Genomic DNA, 22,806 nt, shown 5'->3' with positions numbered 1-22,806 from the left:
GGTCCGGTCCGTGTCAAGACACGCGCCACTGAACGACGATCTGATAGGTCTGGCTCGATTTTCTTTTCTTTGATATGCATTCAATTATTGAGGGAAGGATCTTGCATTGAAACGCCAAGGGTTGAATTTTGCGTCGGGAACGGCCCAAAAGCCGCAGCTTCTGGCGCAATCTTTGCAAGCGCATTTCGAAAGCAAGCGCGATGCGATCCTGGCACGGGATATTTCGACGCTGCTGACCCACTACGCGCGACCGCTTGCCATTTATGTCGACGGGACAATCCTGCTGCCTGAAACCGATCGGCAGATGATCGACTATTTCAACGCGATCTACGAGGTCTGCATCGAAACACATTCACGCGACGTGACCTTCGAGGTCAGCCGCGTCGATGCCAGCGGCCACGGTCGCTACCGGGTCGAGGCGACATGGTCGTTCTTCGGCGATGGACCGGACATGGTGCTGCGGCAAAGCGGGCGGTACATGATGAAATGGTCGCCCGACACCAACAGGTTTCGCACCGAGATCATCGAGGCCATCGAACCCGCCGGCAGTGCGCTCAGCCAGCGCCTGAAAAGACTGGATTGGAGCGGCGACTGACCCGCGGCGCCCTTGCGGCGGGTGCGTGCGTTCCGATGCGGCATGCGTCGATTCTGCCATGCCTTTCAGCGACCGCGTCGGTTGACCCTGCCCGGTCGCAAGAGTAAACCCAACTCTAGTCAACCGAGCAGGTTGGCTGCCGGGGCGCTGCCGCCCCGCAGACTCAAAGGAGCCTCCTTGTGGACGAGATGCTGCGGGAATACCTTCCCATCCTAGTTTTTCTGGCCGTGGCCATCGGTCTGGGCCTGGTTCTGATGCTGGCCGCCGCGGTCCTGGCGGTGCGCAACCCCGACCCGGAAAAAGTGTCCGCCTACGAATGCGGGTTCAACGCCTTCGATGACGCGCGGATGAAATTCGACGTGCGGTTCTACCTCGTCTCGATCCTGTTCATCATCTTCGACCTGGAAATCGCCTTTCTCTTTCCCTGGGCCGTGGCCTTCAAGGACGTGAGCATGGCGGGTTTTTGGTCGATGATGGTGTTTCTGGCCGTTCTGACGGCCGGGTTTGCCTATGAATGGAAGAAGGGAGCACTGGAATGGCAGTAGCCGCCGCTGGCGCCGCCGTTGCGGGCGCCGACCGCGAGGTCGCAACGCAGGATCTGAACCGCGAGTTGCAGGACAAGGGATTCCTGCTGACCTCGACCGAGGATATCATCAACTGGGCGCGCACCGGCTCCCTGCACTGGATGACCTTCGGCCTGGCCTGTTGCGCCGTCGAGATGATGCATACCGCCATGCCGCGCTATGACATGGAACGGTTCGGCACCGCGCCGCGCGCCAGCCCGCGCCAGTCGGACCTGATGATCGTCGCCGGCACGCTGACCAACAAGATGGCGCCGGCGCTGCGCAAGGTCTACGACCAGATGCCCGAGCCGCGTTACGTGATTTCCATGGGGTCCTGCGCCAATGGCGGGGGCTATTACCACTACAGCTATTCTGTGGTGCGCGGCTGCGACCGGATCGTTCCGGTGGATGTCTATGTGCCCGGCTGCCCGCCCACGGCAGAGGCCCTGTTGTATGGCATCCTGCAGTTGCAACGCAAAATCCGCCGCACCGGCACCATTGTCCGCTAAGGAGCGCCCATGTCTGATGCACTGAAAGAAGTTGGCGACTATGTCGAGGCCAAGCGCGCCGATTGCGTGCTGGGGTGGGACATCGCGCATGGCGAATTGAACGTCGATGTGGCGCCCAGCAACATCAAGGGCTTCGTCGATTTCCTGCGCACCGATCCGACCTGCCGGTTTTCCACGCTGGTGGATATCACCGCGGTCGATTATCCGGGGCGGGCCAAGCGGTTCGACGTGGTCTATCATCTGCTGTCGATGTTTCAGAACCACCGGATCCGCCTGCGCGTGTCGGTCCGCGAGGACGAAATGCTGCCTTCGATCGTCGATGTGCACCCCTCTGCCGACTGGTTCGAGCGCGAGGTCTTCGACATGTTCGGCATCCTGTTCACCGGCCACCCGGACCTGCGGCGCATCCTGACCGACTATGGCTTTCGCGGCCATCCGCTGCGCAAGGATTTCCCGACCACCGGCTATACCGAAGTCCGCTATGACGAGGCGCAAAAGCGCGTGGTCTACGAGCCGGTGTCGCTGGTGCAGGAGTATCGCCAGTTCGATTTCATGTCGCCTTGGGAAGGGGCCGATTACATCTTGCCCGGCGACGAGAAAAAGCCGGAGGCGAAGTGATGGGTACGGCGTTTTGGCTGCTGATTTCGGTTCTGACCGTCATCCCGATGCTGAAGCTGTTGCCGCATTTCGGCATCAACAAATACTGGGCCCTCGCGGCTGCCATCCCCCTGGGCGCGCTGGCGCTGATCTGGTGGATGAGCCTCAAATTGCAAGAGTTGGAGCGACGCTGACATGATGGACGGCACAAAAGGCTTCGAAGATGCCCTGACGGGCGAGCAGAAGATCCGCAACTTCAACATCAACTTCGGCCCGCAGCACCCTGCCGCGCATGGTGTTCTGCGTCTTGTGCTTGAACTGGACGGCGAAATCGTGGAGCGGTGCGACCCGCATATCGGACTGCTGCACCGGGGCACCGAAAAGCTGATGGAAAGCCGGACGTATCTGCAGAACCTGCCGTATTTCGACCGGCTTGATTACGTCGCCCCGATGAACCAGGAACATGCCTGGTGTCTGGCGATCGAAAAGCTGACCGGGGTCGAAGTGCCGCGCCGCGCCTCGCTGATCCGGGTCCTGTATTCCGAGATCGGGCGGATCCTGTCGCATCTGCTGAACGTCACCACGCAAGCGATGGATGTCGGTGCGCTGACCCCGCCGCTCTGGGGCTTCGAGGAACGCGAAAAGCTGATGGTGTTCTACGAGCGTGCCTGCGGCGCGCGTCTGCACGCGGCGTATTTCCGGCCCGGCGGTGTGCACCAGGACATTTCGGACGATCTGATCGACGACATCGAGACCTGGGCGCAGGAATTTCCCAAGGTGATGGCCGACATCGACGGGTTGCTGACCGAAAACCGCATCTTCAAGCAGCGCAATGCCGACATTGGCGTCGTGACCGAGGAAGATATCCTCAATTACGGATTTTCGGGTGTGATGGTGCGGGGATCGGGCTTTGCCTGGGATCTGCGGCGCGCGCAGCCCTATGAATGCTACGACGAATTCGAATTCCAGATCCCCGTCGGCAAGAACGGCGATTGTTTTGACCGCTACCTTGTCCGGATGGAGGAGATGCGCCAGTCCGTTTCGATCATTTTGCAGGCGGTCGCCAAGCTGCGCGAGCCCGAGGGCAAGGGCGACGTGCTGGCCCGCGGCAAGATCACTCCGCCCAGCCGGTCGGACATGAAGACCTCGATGGAAGCGCTCATCCACCACTTCAAGTTGTATACGGAAGGGTTCCACGTCCCGGAGGGGGAAGTGTATTGCGCCGTCGAGGCGCCCAAGGGCGAATTCGGCGTCTACCTCGTGGCGGACGGCACCAACAAACCCTACCGCGCCAAGCTGAGGGCACCCGGTTTTCTGCATCTGCAGGCGATCGACCACATGAGCCGGGGACACCAGCTTGCGGATGTGGCGGCCATCATCGGTACGCTCGACGTCGTGTTCGGAGAGATCGACCGCTGATGCCGCGCCCTGCCTTTCACCTTGCCAAGAAAACTCCCGCCGGAGGTTCCGCCGCCGGCCACTCGAGCGAAAGTCTGACCTGATGCTGCGCCGTTTGCACCACGACCAACCCGAAAGCTTTGCCTTTACGCCCGACAACCAGAAATGGGCCGAGGCGCAGATGACCAAGTATCCCGAGGGGCGCCAGGCAAGCGCCATCATTCCGATCCTGTGGCGCGCGCAGGAGCAGGAAGGCTGGCTGACGCGGCCCGCGATAGAGCATGTCGCCGAAATGCTGGGGCTGAGCTATATCCGGGCGCTCGAGGTGGCGACGTTCTACTTCATGTTCCAACTGCAACCGGTTGGCAGCGTTGCACATATCCAGGTCTGCGGCACGACGTCCTGCATGATCTGCGGGGCAGAGGACCTGGTGCAGGTCTGCCGCGACAAGATTGCGCCCAAGCCGCACGAGCTGAGCGCGGATGGCAAGTTTTCGTGGGAGGAGGTCGAGTGTCTCGGGTCGTGTTCCAACGCGCCGATGGCCCAGATCGGCAAGGATTACTACGAGGACCTCACGACCGGCCGCATGGCCGAGATCATCGACGAACTGTCGGCAGGCAACGTGCCGGTGCCGGGCCCGCAGAACGGGCGCTATGCGTCCGAGCCGCTGGCCGGGCTGACCAGCCTGACCGAGCATGAAAGCGGGCGCACGCAGTATAACGCCAGCGTTCAACTGGCGGTGGACATCGGTGACACGGTCAAGCGGATCGACGGGACCGAGGTGCCGCTGGTCACGCCGTGGCAAGGCAAACCCGCCAATGCCGACATCAAACCGGGCAAGGCCGTGACACCGGGCGAGGGCACGGGCCGGCGCGCGCAGAACGAGGCGACGAAATCCAACGCGGAAGCGACCAACAAGGCGGTACCGCCGCACAACGCCCCTGCGAAAGCGGCCGAAGCCGCAGCGCCGCAAGGCAAGAAGCCCCGCACGATGAAGACGCCGCGCAAGGCGGGGGCCGACGATCTCAAGCTGATCAAGGGCGTGGGGCCCAAGCTGGAGATGATGCTCAACAACATGGGGTTCTATCACTTCGACCAGATCGCGAAATGGACCGAGGCCGAGGTCGCATGGGTCGATGACAATCTCGAAGGATTCAAGGGCCGGGTCAGCCGTGACAACTGGGTCGATCAGGCCGGGTCACTGGCAAATGACCGGACGACATAATTTTCCCAATTGGCGAAAAAAGACGGTATTCATACGACACAGGTTCATAGATTACCGGGAGAGGGAAAACGATGAATAACAATCAGGGAATGATCGGCTGCGCTTTGGGCTGCTGGATGGTGGCTGCGGCCGTCGGGGTTCTGACGGCGGTCCTGCTGTGGGTTCTGGGCGACTGGAGCTTCATGCAGGGGGCATTCGGGGGCATCGTCGTCGCCGTGGCGTCAGGTCTGGTGGTCAGCCTGATCCTGTGCAAGCCCTTGCCCGGACCCAACGAAGTCAAGCTTGAGACGCCCATACTGGGCGAAGACACCAAGCCCGCCGCGGCCAAGCCCGCCGCCGCCAAGCCCGCTGCGGTCGACGCCCCGGCATCCAGCCCGGTTTCGGCGCGGACCTCGGCAATCAAGCCCTCTGCGCCGCTGAAGGGGCAAGAGGATCTTGCCGCGCGCAAGGGCAGCTGGAAATACGAAGGACAGGGTGCGGCCAAACCCGCGGCGGCGACGCAAGAGCCGGCCAAGCCTGCGGCCCAGGCCGACACCCCCGCGCGCGCGCCCGTCGCGGCGGATGGCAAGCCGGAAATGCTGGAGGCGCCGCGCGCCGGCGGTGCCGACGACCTCAAGCGGATCAGCGGTGTCGGGCCCAAGATCGAGCAGACCCTGAACGCGCTTGGTGTCTATCATTACGACCAGGTGGCAAGCTGGCGCAAAAAGGAAATCGCCTGGGTCGATGAACAGCTTCGGTTCAAGGGGCGCATCGAACGCGATGGCTGGATCGCGCAGGCGAAAACGCTCGCCAAGGGCGGGGAGACCGAGGTTTCCAAGCGCAAGAAGAAAAGCTGAGGAGAGCGGCAGCCCATGACCGATGAAGAACAGGACAGGCAACTGGCGGCCCGCAGCCGCATGGTCAGCCTGGTGATCGCGGGCACGATGATCCTGTGGTTGGTCCTGCAGGTCGTAGCACCCCAACTGGGATTGCCGGGGCGCTATGCGCTGCTGTTCGACTTCGCGGCGCTCGCCGCGCTCTTCTGGGCGCTCGTGGTGTCGTTTCAGATACGGCGGGCGCGCAAGGCGCTGCGGTCAAAGACATAACGCGCAGCCCCGGAGACAGGGGCGCGCAGCAGAACAAAGGTAGTAGCGATGCTTGCTGACAAAGACCGGATCTTTACCAACATCTACGGGATGCACGACCGCAGCCTGCGCGGTGCGCAGGCGCGCGGCCATTGGGATGGCACCGCGGGCATCATCAAGAAGGGGCGCGACTGGATCATCGACCAGATGAAGACCTCGGGCCTGCGCGGGCGCGGCGGTGCGGGCTTTCCCACCGGTCTCAAGTGGTCGTTCATGCCCAAGGAAAGCGACGGGCGTCCGAGCTATCTGGTGGTCAACGCCGACGAGAGCGAGCCCGGCACCTGCAAGGACCGCGAGATCATGCGCCACGATCCGCATACGCTGATCGAAGGGTGCCTGATCGCCAGCTTCGCGATGCAGGCGCATGCGTGCTACATCTACATCCGCGGCGAATACATCCGCGAAAAAGAAGCCCTGCAAAACGCGATCGACGAGGCCTATGACGCCGGGCTTCTGGGCAAGAACGCCTGCAAGTCGGGCTGGGATTTCGATCTGTATCTCGTGCATGGCGCGGGCGCGTACATCTGTGGCGAGGAAACCGCGCTGCTGGAAAGCCTCGAGGGCAAGAAGGGGATGCCGCGCATGAAGCCGCCCTTCCCGGCGGGGGCGGGGCTTTATGGTTGCCCGACCACCGTCAACAATGTCGAATCCATCGCCGTGGTGCCCACCATCCTGCGCCGCGGCCCGGAATGGTTCGCGGGCTTCGGACGCGCCAATAACGCCGGCACCAAGCTGTTCGCGATCTCGGGGCACGTCAACAACCCCTGCGTCGTCGAGGAAGCGATGAGCATCCCCTTCGAGGAGCTGATCGAGAAGCATTGCGGCGGTATCCGGGGCGGCTGGGACAACCTCAAGGCGGTCATCCCGGGCGGCAGTTCGGTGCCGATGATCCCCGGCAAGCAGATGAAGGACGCGATCATGGATTTCGACTACCTGCGCGAGCAGCGGTCGGGTCTGGGCACGGCTGCGGTGATCGTGATGGACAATTCAACCGACGTCATCAAGGCGATCTGGCGGCTGTCGAAATTCTACAAGCACGAGAGCTGCGGGCAATGCACGCCCTGCCGCGAAGGCACCGGCTGGATGATGCGGGTGATGGACCGCCTGGTCACCGGCGAGGCGGAGCCCGAAGAGATCGACATGCTTCTGGACGTGACCAAGCAGGTCGAGGGCCACACGATCTGCGCGCTGGGCGATGCGGCGGCCTGGCCCATCCAGGGCCTGATCCGGCATTTCCGCGACGAGATCGAGGACCGCATCAAGCACAAGCGCGGGCCGCGTCAAACGACGATGGCGGCGGAGTAATCGGATGGAACCTTTCGCAGAGTATGGCCACGCGATCGCCTCGCTCGCCCTTTGGGCGCTGATCGTTTCGGTGCTGTCCGGGCTGTCGACGCGCGGGCGCACGGCCGAGAAACGCTGCGACTGCGGCAAGCCCAAGCGCGACTATGCCGATCAGTGGTATCGCAGCGAGCGCGCGTTCATGAACGCGGTGGAAACGTCGGGGCCCTTTGTCGCCGCGACGCTGGCTGCGATTCTGGCGGGGGCCTCGCCGACCTGGGTCAATTTGTTGGCGTCGGTGTTCATCGTGTCCCGGATCGCGGTGGCCTTCGTGCATATCGGAACGACGATTCAGTCTCTGCGCTCGGCCATCTGGTCGGTGGGCATGCTCTGCGTGCTCGGCCTGGTGGTGATGGCCATCGCGGCGGTGTTGTGATGCAGCCGCGGGGGCATCATCTGGCGGAACTGAACGTCGGGCGGCTTGTCGCGCCGACGGACGATCCGCGCGTGGCCGATTTCATGGCCAACCTCGACCGGATCAACGGACTGGGCAAGCGGATGCCCGGTTTCGTGTGGATGATGGAAGGCTCGGGTGAGCCCGGAACCGGCAACACCGAGGCCAAGATCGACGGCGATCCGCAGTATGTCAGCAATCTGACCGTCTGGGACAGCGCCGCGGCCCTGGATACCTTCGTGTGGGGCACGGTCCACAAGCAGTTCTATGCCCGCCGGCAGGAGTGGTTCGAGGTTCTGGGCGGGATGCATTTCGTGATGTGGTGGGTGCCCGCCGGTCATCAGCCGACCCTGGACGAGGGGCTGGCACGGCTGGAGCATCTGAAGGCCAACGGGGACAGCGATCACGCCTTTGGGTGGTCGCATTTGAAGATCGTGACAGGCTGGCGGGACGGTGTCTGCGGGTCTGAGGGTGCGGAGTTGAGAGTATGAAGATGATCCTGATGGCGGCCCTCGCGGCGCTGACCGTGACCGGATGCACGTCGCGCGATGACCGCATCGCGTTCGACGGGCAATATTACCGCACCAAGCTGACCAAGGTGGATGGCCAGCGGCATGTGTTTCAGGTGACGGCGCGGCCCGTGTCGGCGTCTTTACAGGGCGCGCGCGAGGCCGCCCGCTATGAGGCGGTCAGCTATTGCGTCACCGAATACGGCAGTTCCGACATTGCATGGGTCATCAGCCCCGATGCCGAGGCCAGCCGACTGGTCGTGCGCGACGACACGCTGACGCTGCAGGGCGCCTGCCCGCAGTGAGGGGCGCGGCGACATATCGCGCGCGGTCGTCGGACGGGCAGGTTGTGTTATTGGATAACTGCACTCTCCGTCCCCATCTGTGTGACAGGCGCGGGGGGTCCCCTGCGCGTGTGACATATCATGGGAGACTGATCATGCGTAAGCTACAACACGCCGCCGCCATCCTGGCCTGCGCGACGCTGCCCGCGCTTGCGGCGGCCAAACCGCCGTTGCGCGATGTGCCGCAGGTGGACAACGGGTTGTTCGCGGTGGCGGTGGCCAACGAGATCCGCAAGACCTGCCCCGATATCTCGGCCCGGATGTTCACGGCGTGGCGTTTTGCCCAATCGCTTGAAGCCAAGGCCAAAGCGATGGGATACACGGACGCGGAGATAGAGGCGCATCTGGATTCGGATGCGGAAAAGGCGCGCATGAAGGCGCGTGGCGCGGCCTATTTCAAGGCCAACGGGGTCAGTCGCGGCGACCCGCAAGGCATGTGCGCGCTCGGGCGCGCGGAAATTCAGAAATCGAGCCAGATCGGCGCGTTACTCAAGGCGAAGTGAGAGACATGAGCGATATTCGCAAGATCATTATCGACGGCAAGGAAGTTGAGGTCGAGGGCGCGATGACGCTCATTCAGGCCTGTGAAGAGGCGGGCGTGGAAATTCCACGCTTTTGCTATCACGAGCGGCTGTCAATCGCGGGCAACTGCCGGATGTGTCTGGTCGAGGTCGTCGGCGGCCCGCCCAAGCCCGCCGCAAGCTGTGCGATGCAGGTCCGCGATCTGCGTCCCGGTCCCGAAGGCCAGCCGCCGGTGGTGAAAACCAACTCGCCGATGGTCAAGAAGGCGCGCGAGGGGGTGATGGAGTTCCTGTTGATCAACCACCCGCTGGATTGCCCGATCTGCGACCAGGGCGGCGAATGCGACCTGCAGGATCAGGCGATGGCCTACGGTGTCGATTTCAGCCGCTACCGCGAGCCAAAGCGCGCGACCGAGGACCTTGATCTCGGCCCCCTGGTCGAGACGCATATGACGCGCTGCATTTCGTGCACCCGCTGCGTGCGCTTTACCACCGAGGTGGCGGGCATCAGCCAGATGGGTCAGACCGGCCGGGGCGAGGATGCCGAGATCACCAGCTACCTGGGCGAGACGCTGGACAGCAATCTGCAGGGCAACATCATCGACCTGTGCCCGGTGGGGGCGCTGGTGTCGAAACCCTACGCCTTTACCGCGCGGCCCTGGGAGTTGACCAAGACCGAGAGCATCGACGTGATGGATGCGCTTGGTTCCAACATCCGGGTCGATACGAAGGGCCGCGAAGTCATGCGGTTTCTGCCACGCAACCATGACGGCGTGAACGAGGAGTGGATTTCCGACAAGACACGCTTTGTCTGGGACGGTCTGCGCCGCCAGCGGCTCGATACGCCCTATATTCGTGAAAACGGCAAGCTGCGCAAAGCAAGCTGGCCCGAGGCGCTGCAGGCTGCTGCCAAGGCGATGGAAGGCAAGTCGGTCAGCGGGCTGATCGGCGACCTTGCCCCGGTCGAGGCCGCCTATGCGTTGAAGCAGTTGATCGAGGGGCGCGGCGGGGTCGTCGAATGCCGCACGGACGGGGCCAAGCTGCCCGCGGGCAACCGCAGCGGCTATGTCGGCACCGTCGCCATCGAGGACCTGGACACCGCGCGGGAGGTGATCCTGATCGGGACCAATCCGGCGATCGAGGCGCCGGTCCTGAATGCGCGGATCCGCAAGGCATGGACCCGGGGCGCCAATGTGACGCTGGTGGGCGCGGCCTGCGATCTGACCTATGACTACACCCACGCCGGCACCGACCGCGCGGCGTTGTCGGGGCTCAAGCCGTCCGACGATGCCATCGTGGTCGTCGGGCAGGGCGCCCTGCGCGAGGCGGATGGCGCGGCCGTGCTGGCCGCGGCGCAGGCGCTGACGGGCCGGATGCTGGTGCTGCACACCGCGGCGGGCCGCGTGGGCGCCATGGATATCGGCGCGGTCAACGATGGCGGCGTCGATGCGGTGGCCAAGGCCGACGTGATCTACAACCTCGGCGCGGACGAGATCGACATCGCCGACGGCCCTTTTGTGATCTACCAGGGCAGCCACGGCGACCGGGGCGCGCACCGTGCCGACATCATCCTGCCCGGCGCGGCCTATACCGAGGAGCCGGGGCTTTTCGTCAACACCGAAGGCCGTCCGCAGTTGGCCCTGCGCGCCAGCTTTGCCCCCGGCGAGGCCAAGGAAAACTGGGCCATCCTGCGCGCTCTGAGCGCCGAGGCGGATGCGCAACTGCCCTATGACAGCATTGCGCAACTGCGCCGCGCGCTGATCAAGAAGGTGCCGCATCTTGGGCAGGTGGACGAGGTGCCCGAGAACGCGTTGCAACCGCTGGAGCAAGGCCAGCTTGGCACGGCGTCGTTCCGGCCGGCGATCACGGATTTCTACCTGACCAATCCGATCGCGCGCGCCAGCCAGTTGATGGCGGAACTGTCGGCCAACGCCAAGGCCCGCCGCAGCGAGGCATTGGCCGCGGAATGAAACGCGCGGTGCTGATATCGCCCCTGGTGCTGGCGGCCTGCGGGCCCGGCGTGCCCACGGCCGAGGATTTCATTCCCGACTACAGGGGCGTCGAGACGCAGCTTCTCGACGGCGATCTGGTGCAGTTCAACGTGTCGATGACCAAGGCGCAATCGGCGGTGGACGTGGAGCGGTATGCGGAATGTGCCGCGGCGCAATATACGCTGATCCGGGGCTACGGATTCGCGCGTCACCTGCGCACAAATGTAAGCGAAGAGGGTGGCGTCTGGTCCGCAGATGCTGTTTACACCATCTCGCCAACCCTGCCGCGCGGATCGCGCACGCTCGACGCCGAAGTCGTGGCTGCGGACTGCGCGGAAACTGGAATACCGACGGTGTGAGGACCTATGGCTGATTTCTTTACCACCCCTGGCGGCATCGCCGTACTGATCCTGGCGCAGGTGCTTGCGGTCGTCGGCTTTGTCATGATCTCGCTGCTGTTTCTGGTCTATGGCGACCGCAAGGTCTGGGCGGCGGTGCAGATGCGGCGCGGGCCCAACGTCGTGGGCGCCTTCGGTCTGCTGCAGACGGTGGCGGATGCGTTGAAATACGTCGTCAAGGAGGTCGTGATCCCTGCGGGCGCCGACCGCACCGTGTTTCTGCTGGCGCCGCTGACGTCCTTCGTTCTGGCGATGCTGGCCTGGGCGGTGATCCCGTTCAACGACGGTTGGGTGCTGTCCGATATCAACGTGGCGATCCTGTTCGTCCTCGCGATCTCCTCGCTCGAGGTGTATGGCGTGATCATGGGCGGCTGGGCGTCGAACTCCAAGTACCCGTTCCTCGGGTCGCTGCGGTCGGCGGCGCAGATGATCTCCTACGAAGTGTCGCTGGGTCTGATCATCATCGGGGTCATCATCTCGACCGGGTCGATGAACTTTTCCGGCATCGTCGCGGCGCAGAACGGCTCCTACGGGTTCTTCTCGTGGTACTGGCTGCCGCATTTCCCGATGGTGTTCCTGTTCTTCATCTCGTGCCTTGCCGAAACCAACCGCCCGCCCTTCGACCTTCCGGAAGCGGAATCGGAATTGGTCGCGGGATACCAGGTGGAATATTCCTCGACGCCCTTCCTGCTGTTCATGGCGGGCGAATACATCGCCATCTTCCTGATGTGCGCGCTGACCTCGCTGCTGTTCTTCGGTGGCTGGCTGTCGCCCATTCCCGGCCTGCCCGATGGCGTGCTGTGGATGGTGGGCAAGATGGCGTTCTTTTTCTTCCTTTTCGCGATGGTCAAGGCCATCACCCCGCGCTACCGCTACGATCAACTGATGCGCCTGGGCTGGAAGGTGTTCCTGCCGTTCAGCCTTGTCTGGGTGGTCTTCGTGGCCTTCGCGGCGAAATTCGACTGGTTCTGGGGGGCATACGCCCGCTGGGGCATGGGAGGCTGACATGGCAAACATCGACTATACCCGCGCCGCGAAATACTGGTTGTTGCAGGATTTCTGGGTCGGCATGAAGCTGGGGCTGAAGTATTTCTTCGCGCCCAAGGCGACGTTGAACTATCCGCATGAAAAGGGTCCGCTGTCCCCCCGGTTCCGGGGGGAACACGCCCTGCGCCGGTATCCCAACGGCGAGGAACGCTGCATCGCGTGCAAGCTGTGCGAGGCCATCTGCCCCGCGCAGGCGATCACCATCGATGCCGAACCGCGGGATGACGGCAGCCGCCGGACGACGCGCTACGACATCGACATGACCAAATGCATCTATTGCGGTTTCTGTCAGGAAGCCTGCCCGGTGGATGCCATCGTCGAAGGCCCGAATTTCGAGTTCTCGACCGAGACGCGCGAAGAGCTGTATTACGACAAGGACAAGCTGCTTGAAAACGGCGATCGCTGGGAAGCCGAGATTGCGCGCAATCTCGAAATGGACGCGCCCTACCGATGAGCGATGCAAAATCCCCCTTTGAAGTGATGATGCAGCAGGCCCAGGACATGGCGAAGGCCTTTCCAGCAATGGAGGCGTTCACGCCCAAGGGCTTTGAGAAGATGATGGGCACGATGCCCAAGGACATGATGGAAATGATGTTCGGCAATACGCTGAACGAAGGCGGGCTGGACGCGCGGACGCGGCTTTTGCTGACGCTGGCGGGGCTGACGATGCAGGGCGCGCAAAACGACGTGGCCCTGCGCCAGACCGTGCGCCACGTCCTGGAGGCGGGCGGCACCAAGCAGCACATCGTCGAGACGATCGGCCAGATGTCGGTGTTCGCCGGCATCCCCGCGATGACCCGCGCGCTGGAACTGGCCCAGCAGGTGCTGGACGAACATGAGGACCCCGAGACATGAGTGTTTTTGCCTTCTACCTCTTTGCGGTCAGCGTGATCTCGGGCGGCCTGTTCACCGTCGTCAGCCGCAACCCGGTGCATTCCGTGCTCTGGCTGATCCTCGCGTTTCTGAGTGCGGCCGGCTTGTTCGTGCTGCTGGGCGCCGAATTCGTGGCGATGCTTCTGATCATCGTCTACGTGGGCGCGGTGGCGGTGTTGTTCTTGTTCGTCGTGATGATGCTGGATGTCGATTTCGCCGAATTGAAGGCCGAGATGGCGAAGTATATGCCGCTGGCGCTGCTGATCGGTCTGGTCATCCTGATGCAGTTCGTGATGGCCTTCGGCGCCTGGGAGGCGAACGGCGCGGCCGAAGGTCTGCGCGCGCAGCCGATGCCGCTGGACCGGCACAACACCGAAGCGCTTGGCCTGATCCTCTATGATCAGTATTTCCTGCTGTTCCAGCTGGCGGGGCTGATCCTGCTGGTGGCGATGGTCGGTGCGATCGTTCTGACGCTGCGCCACCGCGGCGACGTCAAGCGGCAGGACGTGGTGGCGCAGATGATGCGCGACCCCAAAAAGGCGATGCAGTTGAAAGACGTGAAATCCGGGCAGGGGTTGTAGGCGCGGAATCTTCAAAAAAATCCGGTCCGTTTTCTGTCACAGAAAACGGCTACGGGACGGAAAGTATGGGACATTATGATCGGACTTGAACATTACCTGACAGTGGCGGCGACGCTTTTTGTCATCGGCATCTTCGGGCTCTTTCTGAACCGGAAGAACGTGATCATCCTGCTGATGAGCATCGAATTGATGCTGCTTGCGGTGAATATCAACCTCGTGGCGTTCTCCAGTTTCCTGGGCGATCTGGTGGGGCAGGTGTTCACGCTGTTCGTGCTGACCGTGGCCGCCGCCGAAGCGGCAATCGGCCTTGCGATCCTGGTGTGCTTCTTCCGCAACCGCGGCACCATCGCGGTCGAAGACGTCAACGTGATGAAGGGCTGAGATCATGGAAACCATCATCCTCTTTGCCCCGCTGGTGGGCGCGATCCTGTGCGGTTTCGGCTGGAAGGTCATGGGCGAGGTTGCGGCCATGTGGATCGCGACCGGCCTATTGTTCCTGTCCGCGCTGTTGTCCTGGATCGTCTTCCTCAGCTTCGATGGCGTGACTGAGCAGATCCAGATCCTGCGCTGGATCGAAAGCGGCACACTGTCGACCGACTGGGCCATCCGCATGGACCGCCTGACGGCGATCATGCTGATCGTGATCACAACGGTGTCGAGCCTCGTTCACCTCTATTCCTTTGGCTACATGGACCACGATCCGCAGTGGAAAGAGGGCGAAACCTACAAACCGCGCTTTTTCGCCTACCTGTCGTTCTTCACCTTCGCGATGCTGATGCTGGTGACCGCCGACAACCTGGTGCAGATGTTCTTTGGCTGGGAAGGGGTCGGCGTGGCATCGTACCTGCTGATCGGCTTTTACTACCGCAAGCCGAGCGCCAATGCAGCCGCGATCAAGGCCTTCGTCGTCAACCGCGTCGGCGATTTCGGTTTTGCGCTGGGGATCTTCGGGCTGTTCTTCCTGACCGACAGCATTCGTTTTGACGATGTCTTTGCGGCGGCACCCGACATCGCCGAGACGCAGCTGACGTTTCTGTGGGGCGAATGGAACGCCGCCAACCTGATCGCGGTTCTGCTGTTCATCGGGGCGATGGGCAAATCGGCGCAGCTGTTCCTGCACACGTGGCTGCCCGACGCCATGGAAGGCCCGACGCCGGTGTCCGCGCTGATCCACGCGGCCACGATGGTGACGGCGGGCGTGTTCCTGGTGTGCCGCATGTCGCCGCTGATGGAATTCGCGCCCGAGGCGATGATGTTCGTGACCTTCCTGGGCGCCACCACCGCGTTTTTCGCCGCGACCGTGGGCCTGGTGCAGACCGACATCAAGCGGGTGATCGCCTATTCGACCTGCAGCCAGCTTGGCTACATGTTCGTGGCGGCGGGCGTGGGGATGTATTCGGCGGCGATGTTCCATTTGCTGACGCACGCCTTCTTCAAGGCGCTGTTGTTCCTTGGGGCGGGGTCGGTGATCCATGCGATGCACCACGAGCAGGACATGACCAACTATGGCGGGTTGCGCAAAAAGATCCCCTATACCTTCTACGGCATGCTGATCGGCACGCTGGCCATCACCGGGGTGGGTATCCCGCTGACCCATATCGGTTTTGCCGGCTTTCTCAGCAAGGACGCGATCATCGAAAGCGCCTTTGCGGGCGGAACCGGCTATGCCTTCTGGCTGCTGGTCGTGGCGGCGGCGATGACCAGCTTCTACAGCTGGCGACTGATGTTCCTGACGTTCTTCGGTGCGCCGCGCGGCGACAAGCACACGCATGACCACGCGCACGAAAGCCCGATGACGATGCTGGTGCCGCTCGGTGTGCTGAGCGCGGGCGCGGTTCTGGCCGGCATGGTCTGGTACGGCAGTTTCTTCGGCCACGCCGACGAGGTGGCGGAGTTCTACGGCATCCCCTACGCCGAGGCCGCGGCAGCGGGCGACACCCATGCCGAAGGCGCGGAGGAAGACCACGGTGCCGCCACCGGCGACCACGGTGGCGCGGGCGAGCATCACTACGTGTTCACCGGCGCACCGGGCGAGGGCGCGATCTACATGGGGCCGGACAACACCGTGCTGGATGATGCCCACGCCGTGCCCACCTGGGTCAAACTCAGCCCGTTCATCGCGATGCTGGCCGGTCTTGGAATGGCGGTATGGTTCTATATCCTGAACCCCAGCCTGCCGGGGCGCCTGGCGGAGAGCCAGCGGCCGCTGTATCTCTTTCTCAAGAACAAATGGTATTTCGACGAGCTTTATGACGTCGTCTTCGTGCAGTCGGCAAAGGGCCTGGGGCGTCTGTTGTGGAAACGCGGCGACGGCAACGTCATCGATGGGTCGCTCAACGGTGTGGCAATGGGGATCATCCCGTTCTTCACCCGGCTCGCGGGGCGGGCGCAGTCCGGCTACATCTTCACCTATGCCTTCGCGATGGTGATCGGGATCGCGGTTCTGGTCACATGGATGACGATGACCGGAGGGGCGAACTGATGGACAATCTGCTTTCAATCGTCACCTTCATCCCGGCGCTGGCGGCGGCCATCCTGGCGGTGTTCCTGCGCGGCGACGACGAGGCGGCCAGACGCAACGCGCGCTGGCTTGCGCTGATCGCGACAGCGGCCACCTTCCTGGTGTCGCTGTTCATCCTCGCCGGGTTCGACGCGAATGACACCGGTTTCCAGATGGTCGAGGAGGCCGAATGGCTGATCGGGCTCAAGTACAAGATGGGCGTCGATGGCATTTCGGTGCTGTTCGTCATGCTCACGACCTTCATGATGCCGCTGGTCATCGCCGCCTCGTGGAACGTCGAGACGCGCGTCAAGGAATACATGATCGCCTTTCTGATGCTTGAAACGCTGATGCTGGGCGTGTTCATGGCGCTGGATCTGGTGCTGTTCTACCTGTTCTTCGAGGCAGGGCTGATCCCGATGTTCCTGATCATCGGGATCTGGGGCGGGGCCAACCGCATCTACGCGAGCTTCAAGTTCTTTCTCTATACCTTCCTTGGGTCGGTTCTGATGCTGGTGGCGATGGTGGGCATGTTCGCCGATGCGGGCACCACCGACATCGAGACCCTGCTGACCCACGAATTCGCCTTCGAGACGTTCAGCATCCTGGGCGTGCAGATCGTGGGCGGTTTGCAGACGCTGCTGTTCCTGGCGTTCTTTGCCAGCTTTGCGGTCAAGATGCCGATGTGGCCGGTGCATACCTGGCTGCCTGACGCGCACGTGCAGGCGCCGACCGCCGGGTCGGTCGTTCTGGCCGCGATCCTGCTGAAAATGGGCGGTTACGGGTTCTTGCGGTTCTCGTTGCCGATGTTCCCGGTCGGGGCAGAGGTGCTGACGCCGCTGGTCTTGTGGATGAGCGCGATCGCGATCGTCTATACCAGCCTTGTCGCACTGGTGCAGGAGGACATGAAAAAGCTGATCGCCTACAGTTCCGTGGCGCATATGGGCTTTGTCACGATGGGGATCTTCGCCGCCAACCAGCAGGGCGTGGACGGCGCGATATTCCAGATGATCAGCCACGGCTTCATCTCCGGCGCCCTGTTCCTGTGCGTCGGTGTGATCTATGATCGGATGCACACCCGCGAGATCGACGCCTACGGCGGGCTGGTGAACCGGATGCCCGCCTATGCGCTGGTGTTCATGCTGTTCACGATGGCGAACGTGGGCCTTCCGGGGACATCCGGGTTCGTGGGCGAATTCCTGACGCTGATGGGCGTGTTCCAGGTCAATACCTGGGTGGCGGCGGTGGCCACGACCGGGGTGATCTTTTCGGCGGGCTATGCGCTGTGGCTCTATCGCCGGGTGGTGATGGGCGACCTGATCAAGGAAAGCCTGCGCAGCATCACTGACATGACCGCGCGCGAGCGGTGGATCTTTGCGCCGCTGGTGGCGATGACGATCCTGTTGGGCGTCTATCCGGCGCTGGTGCTGGACGTGATCGGGCCGTCGGTGGCCGCACTTGTTGATAATTACGATACGGCGCTCGCCGCGGCGGATGCCGCGTCGCAGATGGCCGCAAATTAAAGGGGCGCGTGATGCTTTCCGCAGATCTGATACTCATCCTGCCGGAGATCGTGCTGGCCGTCTTTGCCATGCTGATGCTGGTGGGCGCGGTCTATACCATCAAGGACGGGGCGGCGAGCCTTCTGCTTTGGCTGACCGCAGGGCTGATGGCGGTTCTGGCGGGCTGGATCGGTCTTTGGGGCGCGGGGGCGCAGACCGGCTTTGGCGGGCTGTTCATCGAAGACGGCTTTGCGCGCTTTGCCAAGGTCACGATCCTGCTGTCGGCGGCTGCCGTTCTGGTGATGAGCGAGGGCTACATGAAGCACCGCGACCTGCTGCGGTTCGAATACCCGCCGCTGGTGGCGCTCAGCGCCGTGGGCATGATGATGATGGTCTCGGCGGGCGATCTGATGTCGCTCTACATGGGGCTGGAACTGCAATCGCTGGCGCTTTACGTGGTTGCGTCGCTGCGCCGCGACAGCGTGAAATCAACCGAGGCGGGCCTGAAGTATTTCGTGCTCGGCGCGCTCAGCTCGGGCCTGCTGCTTTATGGCGCGTCGCTGGTCTATGGCTATTCCGGCACCACGCTGTTTTCGGGCATCATCCAGACCGCGCAGGGCGGCGAGGTGTCGCTGGGGCTGCTCTTTGGTCTTGTGTTCCTGATCTCGGGCATGGCGTTCAAGGTGTCGGCGGTGCCGTTCCACATGTGGACGCCCGATGTCTACGAGGGCTCGCCCACGCCGGTGACCGCGTTTTTCGCCACGACACCCAAGGTGGCGGCGATGGGGCTGTTCGCGCGGGTGCTGCATGACGCCTTCGGCAATGCCGTCAGCGACTGGAGCCAGATCATCGCGCTGCTGTCGCTGCTGTCCATGTTTCTCGGTGCGGTCGCGGCGATCGGGCAGACAAACATCAAGCGGCTGATGGCGTTTTCGTCAATCGCGCACATGGGCTATGCGCTGATGGGTCTGGCCGCCGGCACCGTGTTGGGCGTGCAGGCGATGCTGGTCTACATGGCGATCTACGTCACCATGAACGTCGGCACATTCGCCTTTATCCTGACGATGCAGAAAGACGGCCAGCCGGTGACGGATATCGCGTCGCTCAACATGTTCGCCAAACGCGAACCGGGGCGGGCGCTGGCGATGCTGGTTCTGTTGTTCAGCCTTGCGGGCGTGCCGCCGATGCTGGGGTTCTTCGGCAAATTCTACGTGCTGCGCGCCGCCTACGAAGGCGGGCTGGCCTGGCTGGCGGTGGCCGGCGTGGTGGCATCGGTGATCGGCGCATTCTACTACCTGCGGATCGTGTTCTACATGTATTTCGGCGATGACAGCGGCGAGGCACTGGACAGGGGCAAACCCGGCATCCTGTGGGGCTTTCTGATGGCCAGTGCGGTGGTGATGGTTCTGGGCATCGTCAACATGTTCGGGGTCGAGGGCGCCGCGGCGGCCGCGGCGGCGACGCTTGTCAACTGACGCGGGGCAGTCCGGGATCGGCGCCGGGGCCGTCGGCCAAAGCATGTCTGACCAAGAAACGCCATGAGCGCGTGGCCCGATGGATACGGCCGACGCGTGCTGCCATCGGTCTCGTCGACGCTGAGCGAGGCAGCCCGGATCGCGCCGGAACTGACCGGTCCCGAGTGGATCCTCGCGCTTGAACAGACAGCGGCCCGCGGGCGGCGCGGGCGACCGTGGGCAATGCCGCCGGGCAATTTCGCGGCGACGCTGGTGTTGCACCCGTCCGAGCCGCCCGGCGTGGCGGCCGTGCGGTCGTTCGTGGCCTCGCTCGCGCTCTACCGGGCGTTCGTGGCGGTGACCGGGCGCGAGGATGCGTTTGCCCTGAAATGGCCCAACGATGTCTTGCTGCGCGGTGGCAAGATCGCCGGGATCCTGCTGGAAAGCGTGGGGCAGGGGCGCGGGATCAGCCATCTGGCCATCGGCATCGGCGTCAACCTGGTGGCCGCCCCAGGGGCGGACGCGGTCGAACCCGGCGCGCTGCGGCCCGTGTCGCTGTCGTCGGAAACCGGGGTCGTGATCACGCCCGAGGCGTTTCTGGATGTGCTGGCGTCCGAGTACGCCGTGCTTGAGCAGCAGTTCACAACCTACGGTTTTTCCGCGATCCGGGCAGAATGGCTGGCGCATGCCGCCCGGCTGGGCGAGGTCATCACGGCGCGCACCGGCACGCGCGAAGACGTCGGCACGTTTGTCGATGTGGACGAGACCGGCAATCTGATCCTTGATACCTCTGACGGCCGGCGCGCGATTGCGGCGGCGGATGTGTTTTTCTGATCCTCATGGGGGCGTGATTCATGCTTTTGGCCATCGACTGCGGCAATACCAACACCGTCTTTTCGATCTGGGACGGGGCGCGTTTCATCGCGACCTGGCGCACCTCGACGGAATGGCAGCGCACGGCGGACCAGTATTACGTCTGGCTGAGCACCCTGATGAAGCTCAAGAAGATCGAGGCCGACATCACCGACGTCATCGTCAGTTCCACCGTGCCGCGCGTGGTGTGGAACCTGCGGGTGCTGGCGGACCGGTATTTCAACACCCGTCCCCTGGTGGTGGGCAAGCCCGAGTGCCTGCTGCCCGTGGAGGTGCGGGTCGATCAGGGCACTGCGGTGGGGCCGGACCGGCTGGTCAACACCGTGGCGGGATTCGACCTGTTCGGCGGTGACCTGATCATGGTCGATTTCGGCACCGCCACCACCTTTGACGTGGTGGATACCGATGGGGCCTATGTCGGCGGCGTGATCGCGCCGGGCGTCAACCTGAGCCTCGAGGCGCTGCACCAGGCCGCCGCCGCCTTGCCGCATATCGACATCACCAAGCCACAGCATGTGATCGGCACCAATACCGTCGCATGCATGCAATCGGGCGTCTTTTGGGGTTATGTCGGCCTCGTTCGTGAGATATGTGCTCGGATCAAGGCGGAACGGGACCGCGAAATGCGGGTGATTTCCACGGGTGGCCTGGCCCCCCTGTTCCAGCAAACCGAGGCGTTATTCGACGCCTACCAGGATGATCTGACAATGCACGGCCTGACCGTGATTCACAAATACAACAAGGACAACGCTTAATAATATGAGCAGCGAAAGATTGATCTACCTGCCCCTCGGTGGGGCGGGCGAAATTGGCATGAACGCCTATGTTTACGGCTACGGAAAACCCGGCAAGGAACGGCTGATCGTCGTCGATCTGGGCGTGGCCTTTCCCGATATGGACAGCAGCCCCGGCGTGGACCTGATCCTGCCCGACATCACCTGGCTGAAGGAACGCCGCAACCAGATCGAGGCGGTGTTCGTCACGCACGCGCACGAGGACCACGTGGGCGCCGTCGCGCACACCTACGACCAGCTCAAGGCGCCGATCTATGCGCGGTCGTTCACGTCCAATATCGCGCGGCGCAAGATGGACGAATACGGCCATCCCGAAGATGCGATCACGACCGTTTCGGCCTGGCCCGAGCAGGTGACGGCGGGGCCGTTCACCGTGGGTTTCCTGCCGATCTCGCATTCCATTCCCGAAAGCAGCGCTTTGGTCATCGACAGTCCGGAGGGCCGGGTGATCCATTCGGGCGACTTCAAGCTCGATGTCACGCCCGTCGTCGGCGAGGCATTCGACCCAGCGCTGTGGACCGAGGTGTGCAAGGACGGCGTTAAGGCGCTGATCTGCGACAGCACGAACGTGTTTTCGCCGCATGCCGGCCGGTCAGAGGCGACCGTGGGCCCCGCTATCGAAAAGCTGGTGAGCGAGGCCACCGGAATGGTCGTGGCCACCACGTTCGCGTCCAACGTGGCGCGCGTCAAGACGCTGGCGGATGCGGGCGCGCGGTCGGGGCGGTCCATCGTCCTGCTGGGCCGCGCGATGCGCCGCATGGTCGAGGCGTCGGTGGAAACGGGCGTGCTGCGCGATTTTCCGACAACGGTCAGCCCCGAGAACGCGCGCGCGATCCCGCGCGAAAACCTGATGCTGCTGGTGACCGGCAGCCAGGGCGAGCGGCGCGCGGCCAGCGCGCAACTGGCGCGTGGCAAGTATCAGGGCATGGAGATGAAGGAGGGCGATACGTTCTTGTTCTCGTCCAAGACCATCCCGGGCAACGAGCGCGGAGTGATCCGCATCATCAACGCGTTTTCCGAAATGGGTGTGGACGTGGTCGATGACAGCAATGGCGATTACCACGTCTCGGGCCACGCCAACCGCCCCGACCTGGAAACGCTGCATGACATCGTCAAACCGCAGATCCTGATCCCGATGCACGGCGAGCACCGCCACCTGCGCGAACACGTCAAGATCGCCGATGGCAAGGGCATCAAGGGCGTTCTGGCGGTCAACGGCATGATGATCGACCTCAGCGGCAACACCCCAAAGGTTGCCGAATACGTCGAGACGGGCCGCACCTATATCGACGGATCGGTGCAGATCGGCGCGCTGGATGGCGTGGTGCGCGACCGGATCCGCATGGCGCTGAACGGGCATGTCGTCGTCACCGTGATCCTCGACGAGAACGACGAACCGCTGGGCGATCCGTGGTGCGAGGTGATGGGCCTGCCCGAGCAGGGCCGCAGCAAGGCGCCGCTGGTCGATGTGCTGGAGGCCGATCTGAGCCAGTGGCTTGGCCGGGCCAAGCCCGCCACGCTGCAGGACGATGACAAGCTCAACGACGGCTTGAAGCGGACCGTGCGCCAATCGGCGCAGGACGAGATCGGCAAGAAGCCCGAAGCGACGATCGTCGTCAGCCGGCTGAGCTGACGAGGCTTCTTGCGCGGCGGATCGGCAGGTGCTGATCCGC

Annotated in this window: 27 protein-coding genes; all 27 read left to right on the top strand. The window is 63.3% G+C overall.

The window, feature by feature from the left end; genetic code table 11:
• Positions 1–106 precede the first annotated feature (106 nt).
• Complete coding sequence (locus FDT80_RS05090; RefSeq protein WP_138661124.1) at positions 107–595, top strand: hypothetical protein; 489 nt, start codon at positions 107–109, stop codon at positions 593–595.
• Positions 596–774: 179 nt separating this feature from the next.
• A complete protein-coding gene (locus tag FDT80_RS05085; protein WP_138661123.1) occupies positions 775–1,140 on the top strand; it encodes an NADH-quinone oxidoreductase subunit A in 366 nt (121 codons plus the stop codon).
• Entirely contained in the window at positions 1,131–1,667 is a 537-nt protein-coding gene (locus FDT80_RS05080) for a NuoB/complex I 20 kDa subunit family protein (protein ID WP_138661122.1), read from the top strand. Before FDT80_RS05085 ends, FDT80_RS05080 begins: the two co-directional genes overlap by 10 nt.
• Positions 1,668–1,676: 9 nt before the next feature.
• Entirely contained in the window at positions 1,677–2,285 is a 609-nt protein-coding gene (locus FDT80_RS05075; protein ID WP_138661121.1) for an NADH-quinone oxidoreductase subunit C, read from the top strand.
• Positions 2,285–2,458, top strand: coding sequence for a hypothetical protein (locus FDT80_RS18830; protein ID WP_170311788.1), 174 nt, complete (start codon positions 2,285–2,287; stop codon positions 2,456–2,458). The genes FDT80_RS05075 and FDT80_RS18830 overlap by 1 nt, the downstream gene beginning before the upstream one ends.
• A 4-nt stretch (positions 2,459–2,462) precedes the next feature.
• On the top strand, positions 2,463–3,683 hold the full coding sequence (locus tag FDT80_RS05070; protein WP_138661788.1) for an NADH-quinone oxidoreductase subunit D: 1,221 nt from the start codon (positions 2,463–2,465) through the stop codon (positions 3,681–3,683).
• Between the two features lie 82 nt (positions 3,684–3,765).
• A complete protein-coding gene (locus tag FDT80_RS05065; RefSeq protein WP_138661120.1) occupies positions 3,766–4,887 on the top strand; it encodes an NADH-quinone oxidoreductase subunit E in 1,122 nt (373 codons plus the stop codon).
• A gap of 71 nt (positions 4,888–4,958) precedes the next feature.
• Entirely contained in the window at positions 4,959–5,723 is a 765-nt protein-coding gene (locus tag FDT80_RS05060) for an NADH-quinone oxidoreductase subunit E (protein ID WP_138661119.1), read from the top strand.
• A 15-nt stretch (positions 5,724–5,738) separates the two neighbouring features.
• Positions 5,739–5,972 (top strand): DUF5337 domain-containing protein, encoded by a 234-nt coding sequence (locus FDT80_RS05055; RefSeq protein ID WP_138661118.1) that lies wholly within the window; start codon positions 5,739–5,741, stop codon positions 5,970–5,972.
• A gap of 48 nt (positions 5,973–6,020) precedes the next feature.
• On the top strand, positions 6,021–7,316 hold the full coding sequence (gene nuoF, locus FDT80_RS05050; RefSeq protein WP_138661117.1) for an NADH-quinone oxidoreductase subunit NuoF: 1,296 nt from the start codon (positions 6,021–6,023) through the stop codon (positions 7,314–7,316).
• 4 nt (positions 7,317–7,320) lie between these two features.
• Positions 7,321–7,728 (top strand): MAPEG family protein, encoded by a 408-nt coding sequence (locus tag FDT80_RS05045; protein ID WP_138661116.1) that lies wholly within the window; start codon positions 7,321–7,323, stop codon positions 7,726–7,728.
• Positions 7,728–8,237 carry a DUF3291 domain-containing protein gene (locus FDT80_RS05040; RefSeq protein WP_138661115.1) on the top strand — a complete coding sequence of 170 codons (510 nt, stop codon included), beginning with the start codon at positions 7,728–7,730 and terminating at the stop codon, positions 8,235–8,237. The genes FDT80_RS05045 and FDT80_RS05040 overlap by 1 nt, the downstream gene beginning before the upstream one ends.
• Complete coding sequence (locus FDT80_RS05035) at positions 8,234–8,560, top strand: hypothetical protein (RefSeq protein ID WP_138661114.1); 327 nt, start codon at positions 8,234–8,236, stop codon at positions 8,558–8,560. The genes FDT80_RS05040 and FDT80_RS05035 overlap by 4 nt, the downstream gene beginning before the upstream one ends.
• A gap of 134 nt (positions 8,561–8,694) precedes the next feature.
• Positions 8,695–9,102: a DUF5333 domain-containing protein gene (locus tag FDT80_RS05030; protein ID WP_138661113.1), complete on the top strand. Its 408-nt coding sequence runs from the start codon at positions 8,695–8,697 to the stop codon at positions 9,100–9,102.
• Positions 9,103–9,107: 5 nt separating this feature from the next.
• Positions 9,108–11,090: an NADH-quinone oxidoreductase subunit NuoG gene (gene nuoG, locus FDT80_RS05025; protein WP_138661112.1), complete on the top strand. Its 1,983-nt coding sequence runs from the start codon at positions 9,108–9,110 to the stop codon at positions 11,088–11,090.
• Positions 11,087–11,470: a hypothetical protein gene (locus tag FDT80_RS05020; protein WP_138661111.1), complete on the top strand. Its 384-nt coding sequence runs from the start codon at positions 11,087–11,089 to the stop codon at positions 11,468–11,470. Before nuoG ends, FDT80_RS05020 begins: the two co-directional genes overlap by 4 nt.
• 6 nt (positions 11,471–11,476) lie before the next feature.
• Positions 11,477–12,514, top strand: a complete 1,038-nt coding sequence (nuoH, locus tag FDT80_RS05015; RefSeq protein ID WP_138661110.1) for an NADH-quinone oxidoreductase subunit NuoH — start codon at positions 11,477–11,479, stop codon at positions 12,512–12,514.
• Between the two features lies 1 nt (position 12,515).
• The gene (gene nuoI / locus FDT80_RS05010; protein ID WP_138661109.1) at positions 12,516–13,010 is read left to right on the top strand and encodes an NADH-quinone oxidoreductase subunit NuoI; all 495 of its coding nucleotides are present in this window, start codon (positions 12,516–12,518) and stop codon (positions 13,008–13,010) included.
• Positions 13,007–13,411 (top strand): carboxymuconolactone decarboxylase family protein, encoded by a 405-nt coding sequence (locus FDT80_RS05005; RefSeq protein ID WP_138661108.1) that lies wholly within the window; start codon positions 13,007–13,009, stop codon positions 13,409–13,411. Before nuoI ends, FDT80_RS05005 begins: the two co-directional genes overlap by 4 nt.
• Positions 13,408–14,010, top strand: coding sequence for an NADH-quinone oxidoreductase subunit J (locus FDT80_RS05000; protein WP_138661107.1), 603 nt, complete (start codon positions 13,408–13,410; stop codon positions 14,008–14,010). The genes FDT80_RS05005 and FDT80_RS05000 overlap by 4 nt, the downstream gene beginning before the upstream one ends.
• Before the next feature lie 75 nt (positions 14,011–14,085).
• On the top strand, positions 14,086–14,391 hold the full coding sequence (gene nuoK, locus FDT80_RS04995) for an NADH-quinone oxidoreductase subunit NuoK (protein ID WP_008553673.1): 306 nt from the start codon (positions 14,086–14,088) through the stop codon (positions 14,389–14,391).
• A gap of 4 nt (positions 14,392–14,395) precedes the next feature.
• Complete coding sequence (gene nuoL, locus FDT80_RS04990; protein WP_138661106.1) at positions 14,396–16,492, top strand: NADH-quinone oxidoreductase subunit L; 2,097 nt, start codon at positions 14,396–14,398, stop codon at positions 16,490–16,492.
• Entirely contained in the window at positions 16,492–18,033 is a 1,542-nt protein-coding gene (locus FDT80_RS04985) for an NADH-quinone oxidoreductase subunit M (RefSeq protein ID WP_138661105.1), read from the top strand. The genes nuoL and FDT80_RS04985 overlap by 1 nt, the downstream gene beginning before the upstream one ends.
• An 11-nt stretch (positions 18,034–18,044) precedes the next feature.
• Entirely contained in the window at positions 18,045–19,487 is a 1,443-nt protein-coding gene (gene nuoN / locus FDT80_RS04980) for an NADH-quinone oxidoreductase subunit NuoN (RefSeq protein WP_138661104.1), read from the top strand.
• A gap of 63 nt (positions 19,488–19,550) precedes the next feature.
• A complete protein-coding gene (locus FDT80_RS04975; protein ID WP_138661103.1) occupies positions 19,551–20,300 on the top strand; it encodes a biotin--[acetyl-CoA-carboxylase] ligase in 750 nt (249 codons plus the stop codon).
• Positions 20,301–20,320: 20 nt separating this feature from the next.
• Complete coding sequence (locus tag FDT80_RS04970; protein ID WP_138661102.1) at positions 20,321–21,094, top strand: type III pantothenate kinase; 774 nt, start codon at positions 20,321–20,323, stop codon at positions 21,092–21,094.
• Between the two features lie 4 nt (positions 21,095–21,098).
• Positions 21,099–22,766, top strand: a complete 1,668-nt coding sequence (locus tag FDT80_RS04965) for a ribonuclease J (protein WP_138661101.1) — start codon at positions 21,099–21,101, stop codon at positions 22,764–22,766.
• Positions 22,767–22,806: the final 40 nt, after the last annotated feature.

Origin of the sequence: Sulfitobacter sabulilitoris (assembly GCF_005887615.1) — a bacterium.
Taxonomy (GTDB): Bacteria; Pseudomonadota; Alphaproteobacteria; order Rhodobacterales; family Rhodobacteraceae; genus Sulfitobacter_E; species Sulfitobacter_E sabulilitoris.
The sequence above is the reverse complement of the archived record's forward strand: the minus strand, read 5'-3'. Positions and strand labels throughout refer to the sequence as shown.

Coding starts and splice junctions, on each gene's coding strand:
- FDT80_RS05000 (WP_138661107.1), top strand. CDS start 13,408: ATGAGTGTTTTTGCCTTCTACCTCTTTGCGGTCAGCGTGATCTCGGGC.
- FDT80_RS04965 (WP_138661101.1), top strand. CDS start 21,099: ATGAGCAGCGAAAGATTGATCTACCTGCCCCTCGGTGGGGCGGGCGAA.
- FDT80_RS05035 (WP_138661114.1), top strand. CDS start 8,234: ATGAAGATGATCCTGATGGCGGCCCTCGCGGCGCTGACCGTGACCGGA.
- FDT80_RS04975 (WP_138661103.1), top strand. CDS start 19,551: ATGAGCGCGTGGCCCGATGGATACGGCCGACGCGTGCTGCCATCGGTC.
- FDT80_RS05070 (WP_138661788.1), top strand. CDS start 2,463: ATGGACGGCACAAAAGGCTTCGAAGATGCCCTGACGGGCGAGCAGAAG.
- FDT80_RS05065 (WP_138661120.1), top strand. CDS start 3,766: ATGCTGCGCCGTTTGCACCACGACCAACCCGAAAGCTTTGCCTTTACG.
- nuoG (WP_138661112.1), top strand. CDS start 9,108: ATGAGCGATATTCGCAAGATCATTATCGACGGCAAGGAAGTTGAGGTC.
- FDT80_RS04985 (WP_138661105.1), top strand. CDS start 16,492: ATGGACAATCTGCTTTCAATCGTCACCTTCATCCCGGCGCTGGCGGCG.
- FDT80_RS04970 (WP_138661102.1), top strand. CDS start 20,321: ATGCTTTTGGCCATCGACTGCGGCAATACCAACACCGTCTTTTCGATC.
- FDT80_RS05060 (WP_138661119.1), top strand. CDS start 4,959: ATGAATAACAATCAGGGAATGATCGGCTGCGCTTTGGGCTGCTGGATG.
- nuoL (WP_138661106.1), top strand. CDS start 14,396: ATGGAAACCATCATCCTCTTTGCCCCGCTGGTGGGCGCGATCCTGTGC.
- nuoH (WP_138661110.1), top strand. CDS start 11,477: ATGGCTGATTTCTTTACCACCCCTGGCGGCATCGCCGTACTGATCCTG.
- FDT80_RS18830 (WP_170311788.1), top strand. CDS start 2,285: ATGGGTACGGCGTTTTGGCTGCTGATTTCGGTTCTGACCGTCATCCCG.
- nuoN (WP_138661104.1), top strand. CDS start 18,045: ATGCTTTCCGCAGATCTGATACTCATCCTGCCGGAGATCGTGCTGGCC.
- FDT80_RS05005 (WP_138661108.1), top strand. CDS start 13,007: ATGAGCGATGCAAAATCCCCCTTTGAAGTGATGATGCAGCAGGCCCAG.
- FDT80_RS05030 (WP_138661113.1), top strand. CDS start 8,695: ATGCGTAAGCTACAACACGCCGCCGCCATCCTGGCCTGCGCGACGCTG.
- nuoI (WP_138661109.1), top strand. CDS start 12,516: ATGGCAAACATCGACTATACCCGCGCCGCGAAATACTGGTTGTTGCAG.
- FDT80_RS05075 (WP_138661121.1), top strand. CDS start 1,677: ATGTCTGATGCACTGAAAGAAGTTGGCGACTATGTCGAGGCCAAGCGC.
- FDT80_RS05040 (WP_138661115.1), top strand. CDS start 7,728: ATGCAGCCGCGGGGGCATCATCTGGCGGAACTGAACGTCGGGCGGCTT.
- FDT80_RS05080 (WP_138661122.1), top strand. CDS start 1,131: ATGGCAGTAGCCGCCGCTGGCGCCGCCGTTGCGGGCGCCGACCGCGAG.
- FDT80_RS05055 (WP_138661118.1), top strand. CDS start 5,739: ATGACCGATGAAGAACAGGACAGGCAACTGGCGGCCCGCAGCCGCATG.
- FDT80_RS05020 (WP_138661111.1), top strand. CDS start 11,087: ATGAAACGCGCGGTGCTGATATCGCCCCTGGTGCTGGCGGCCTGCGGG.
- FDT80_RS05045 (WP_138661116.1), top strand. CDS start 7,321: ATGGAACCTTTCGCAGAGTATGGCCACGCGATCGCCTCGCTCGCCCTT.
- nuoF (WP_138661117.1), top strand. CDS start 6,021: ATGCTTGCTGACAAAGACCGGATCTTTACCAACATCTACGGGATGCAC.
- nuoK (WP_008553673.1), top strand. CDS start 14,086: ATGATCGGACTTGAACATTACCTGACAGTGGCGGCGACGCTTTTTGTC.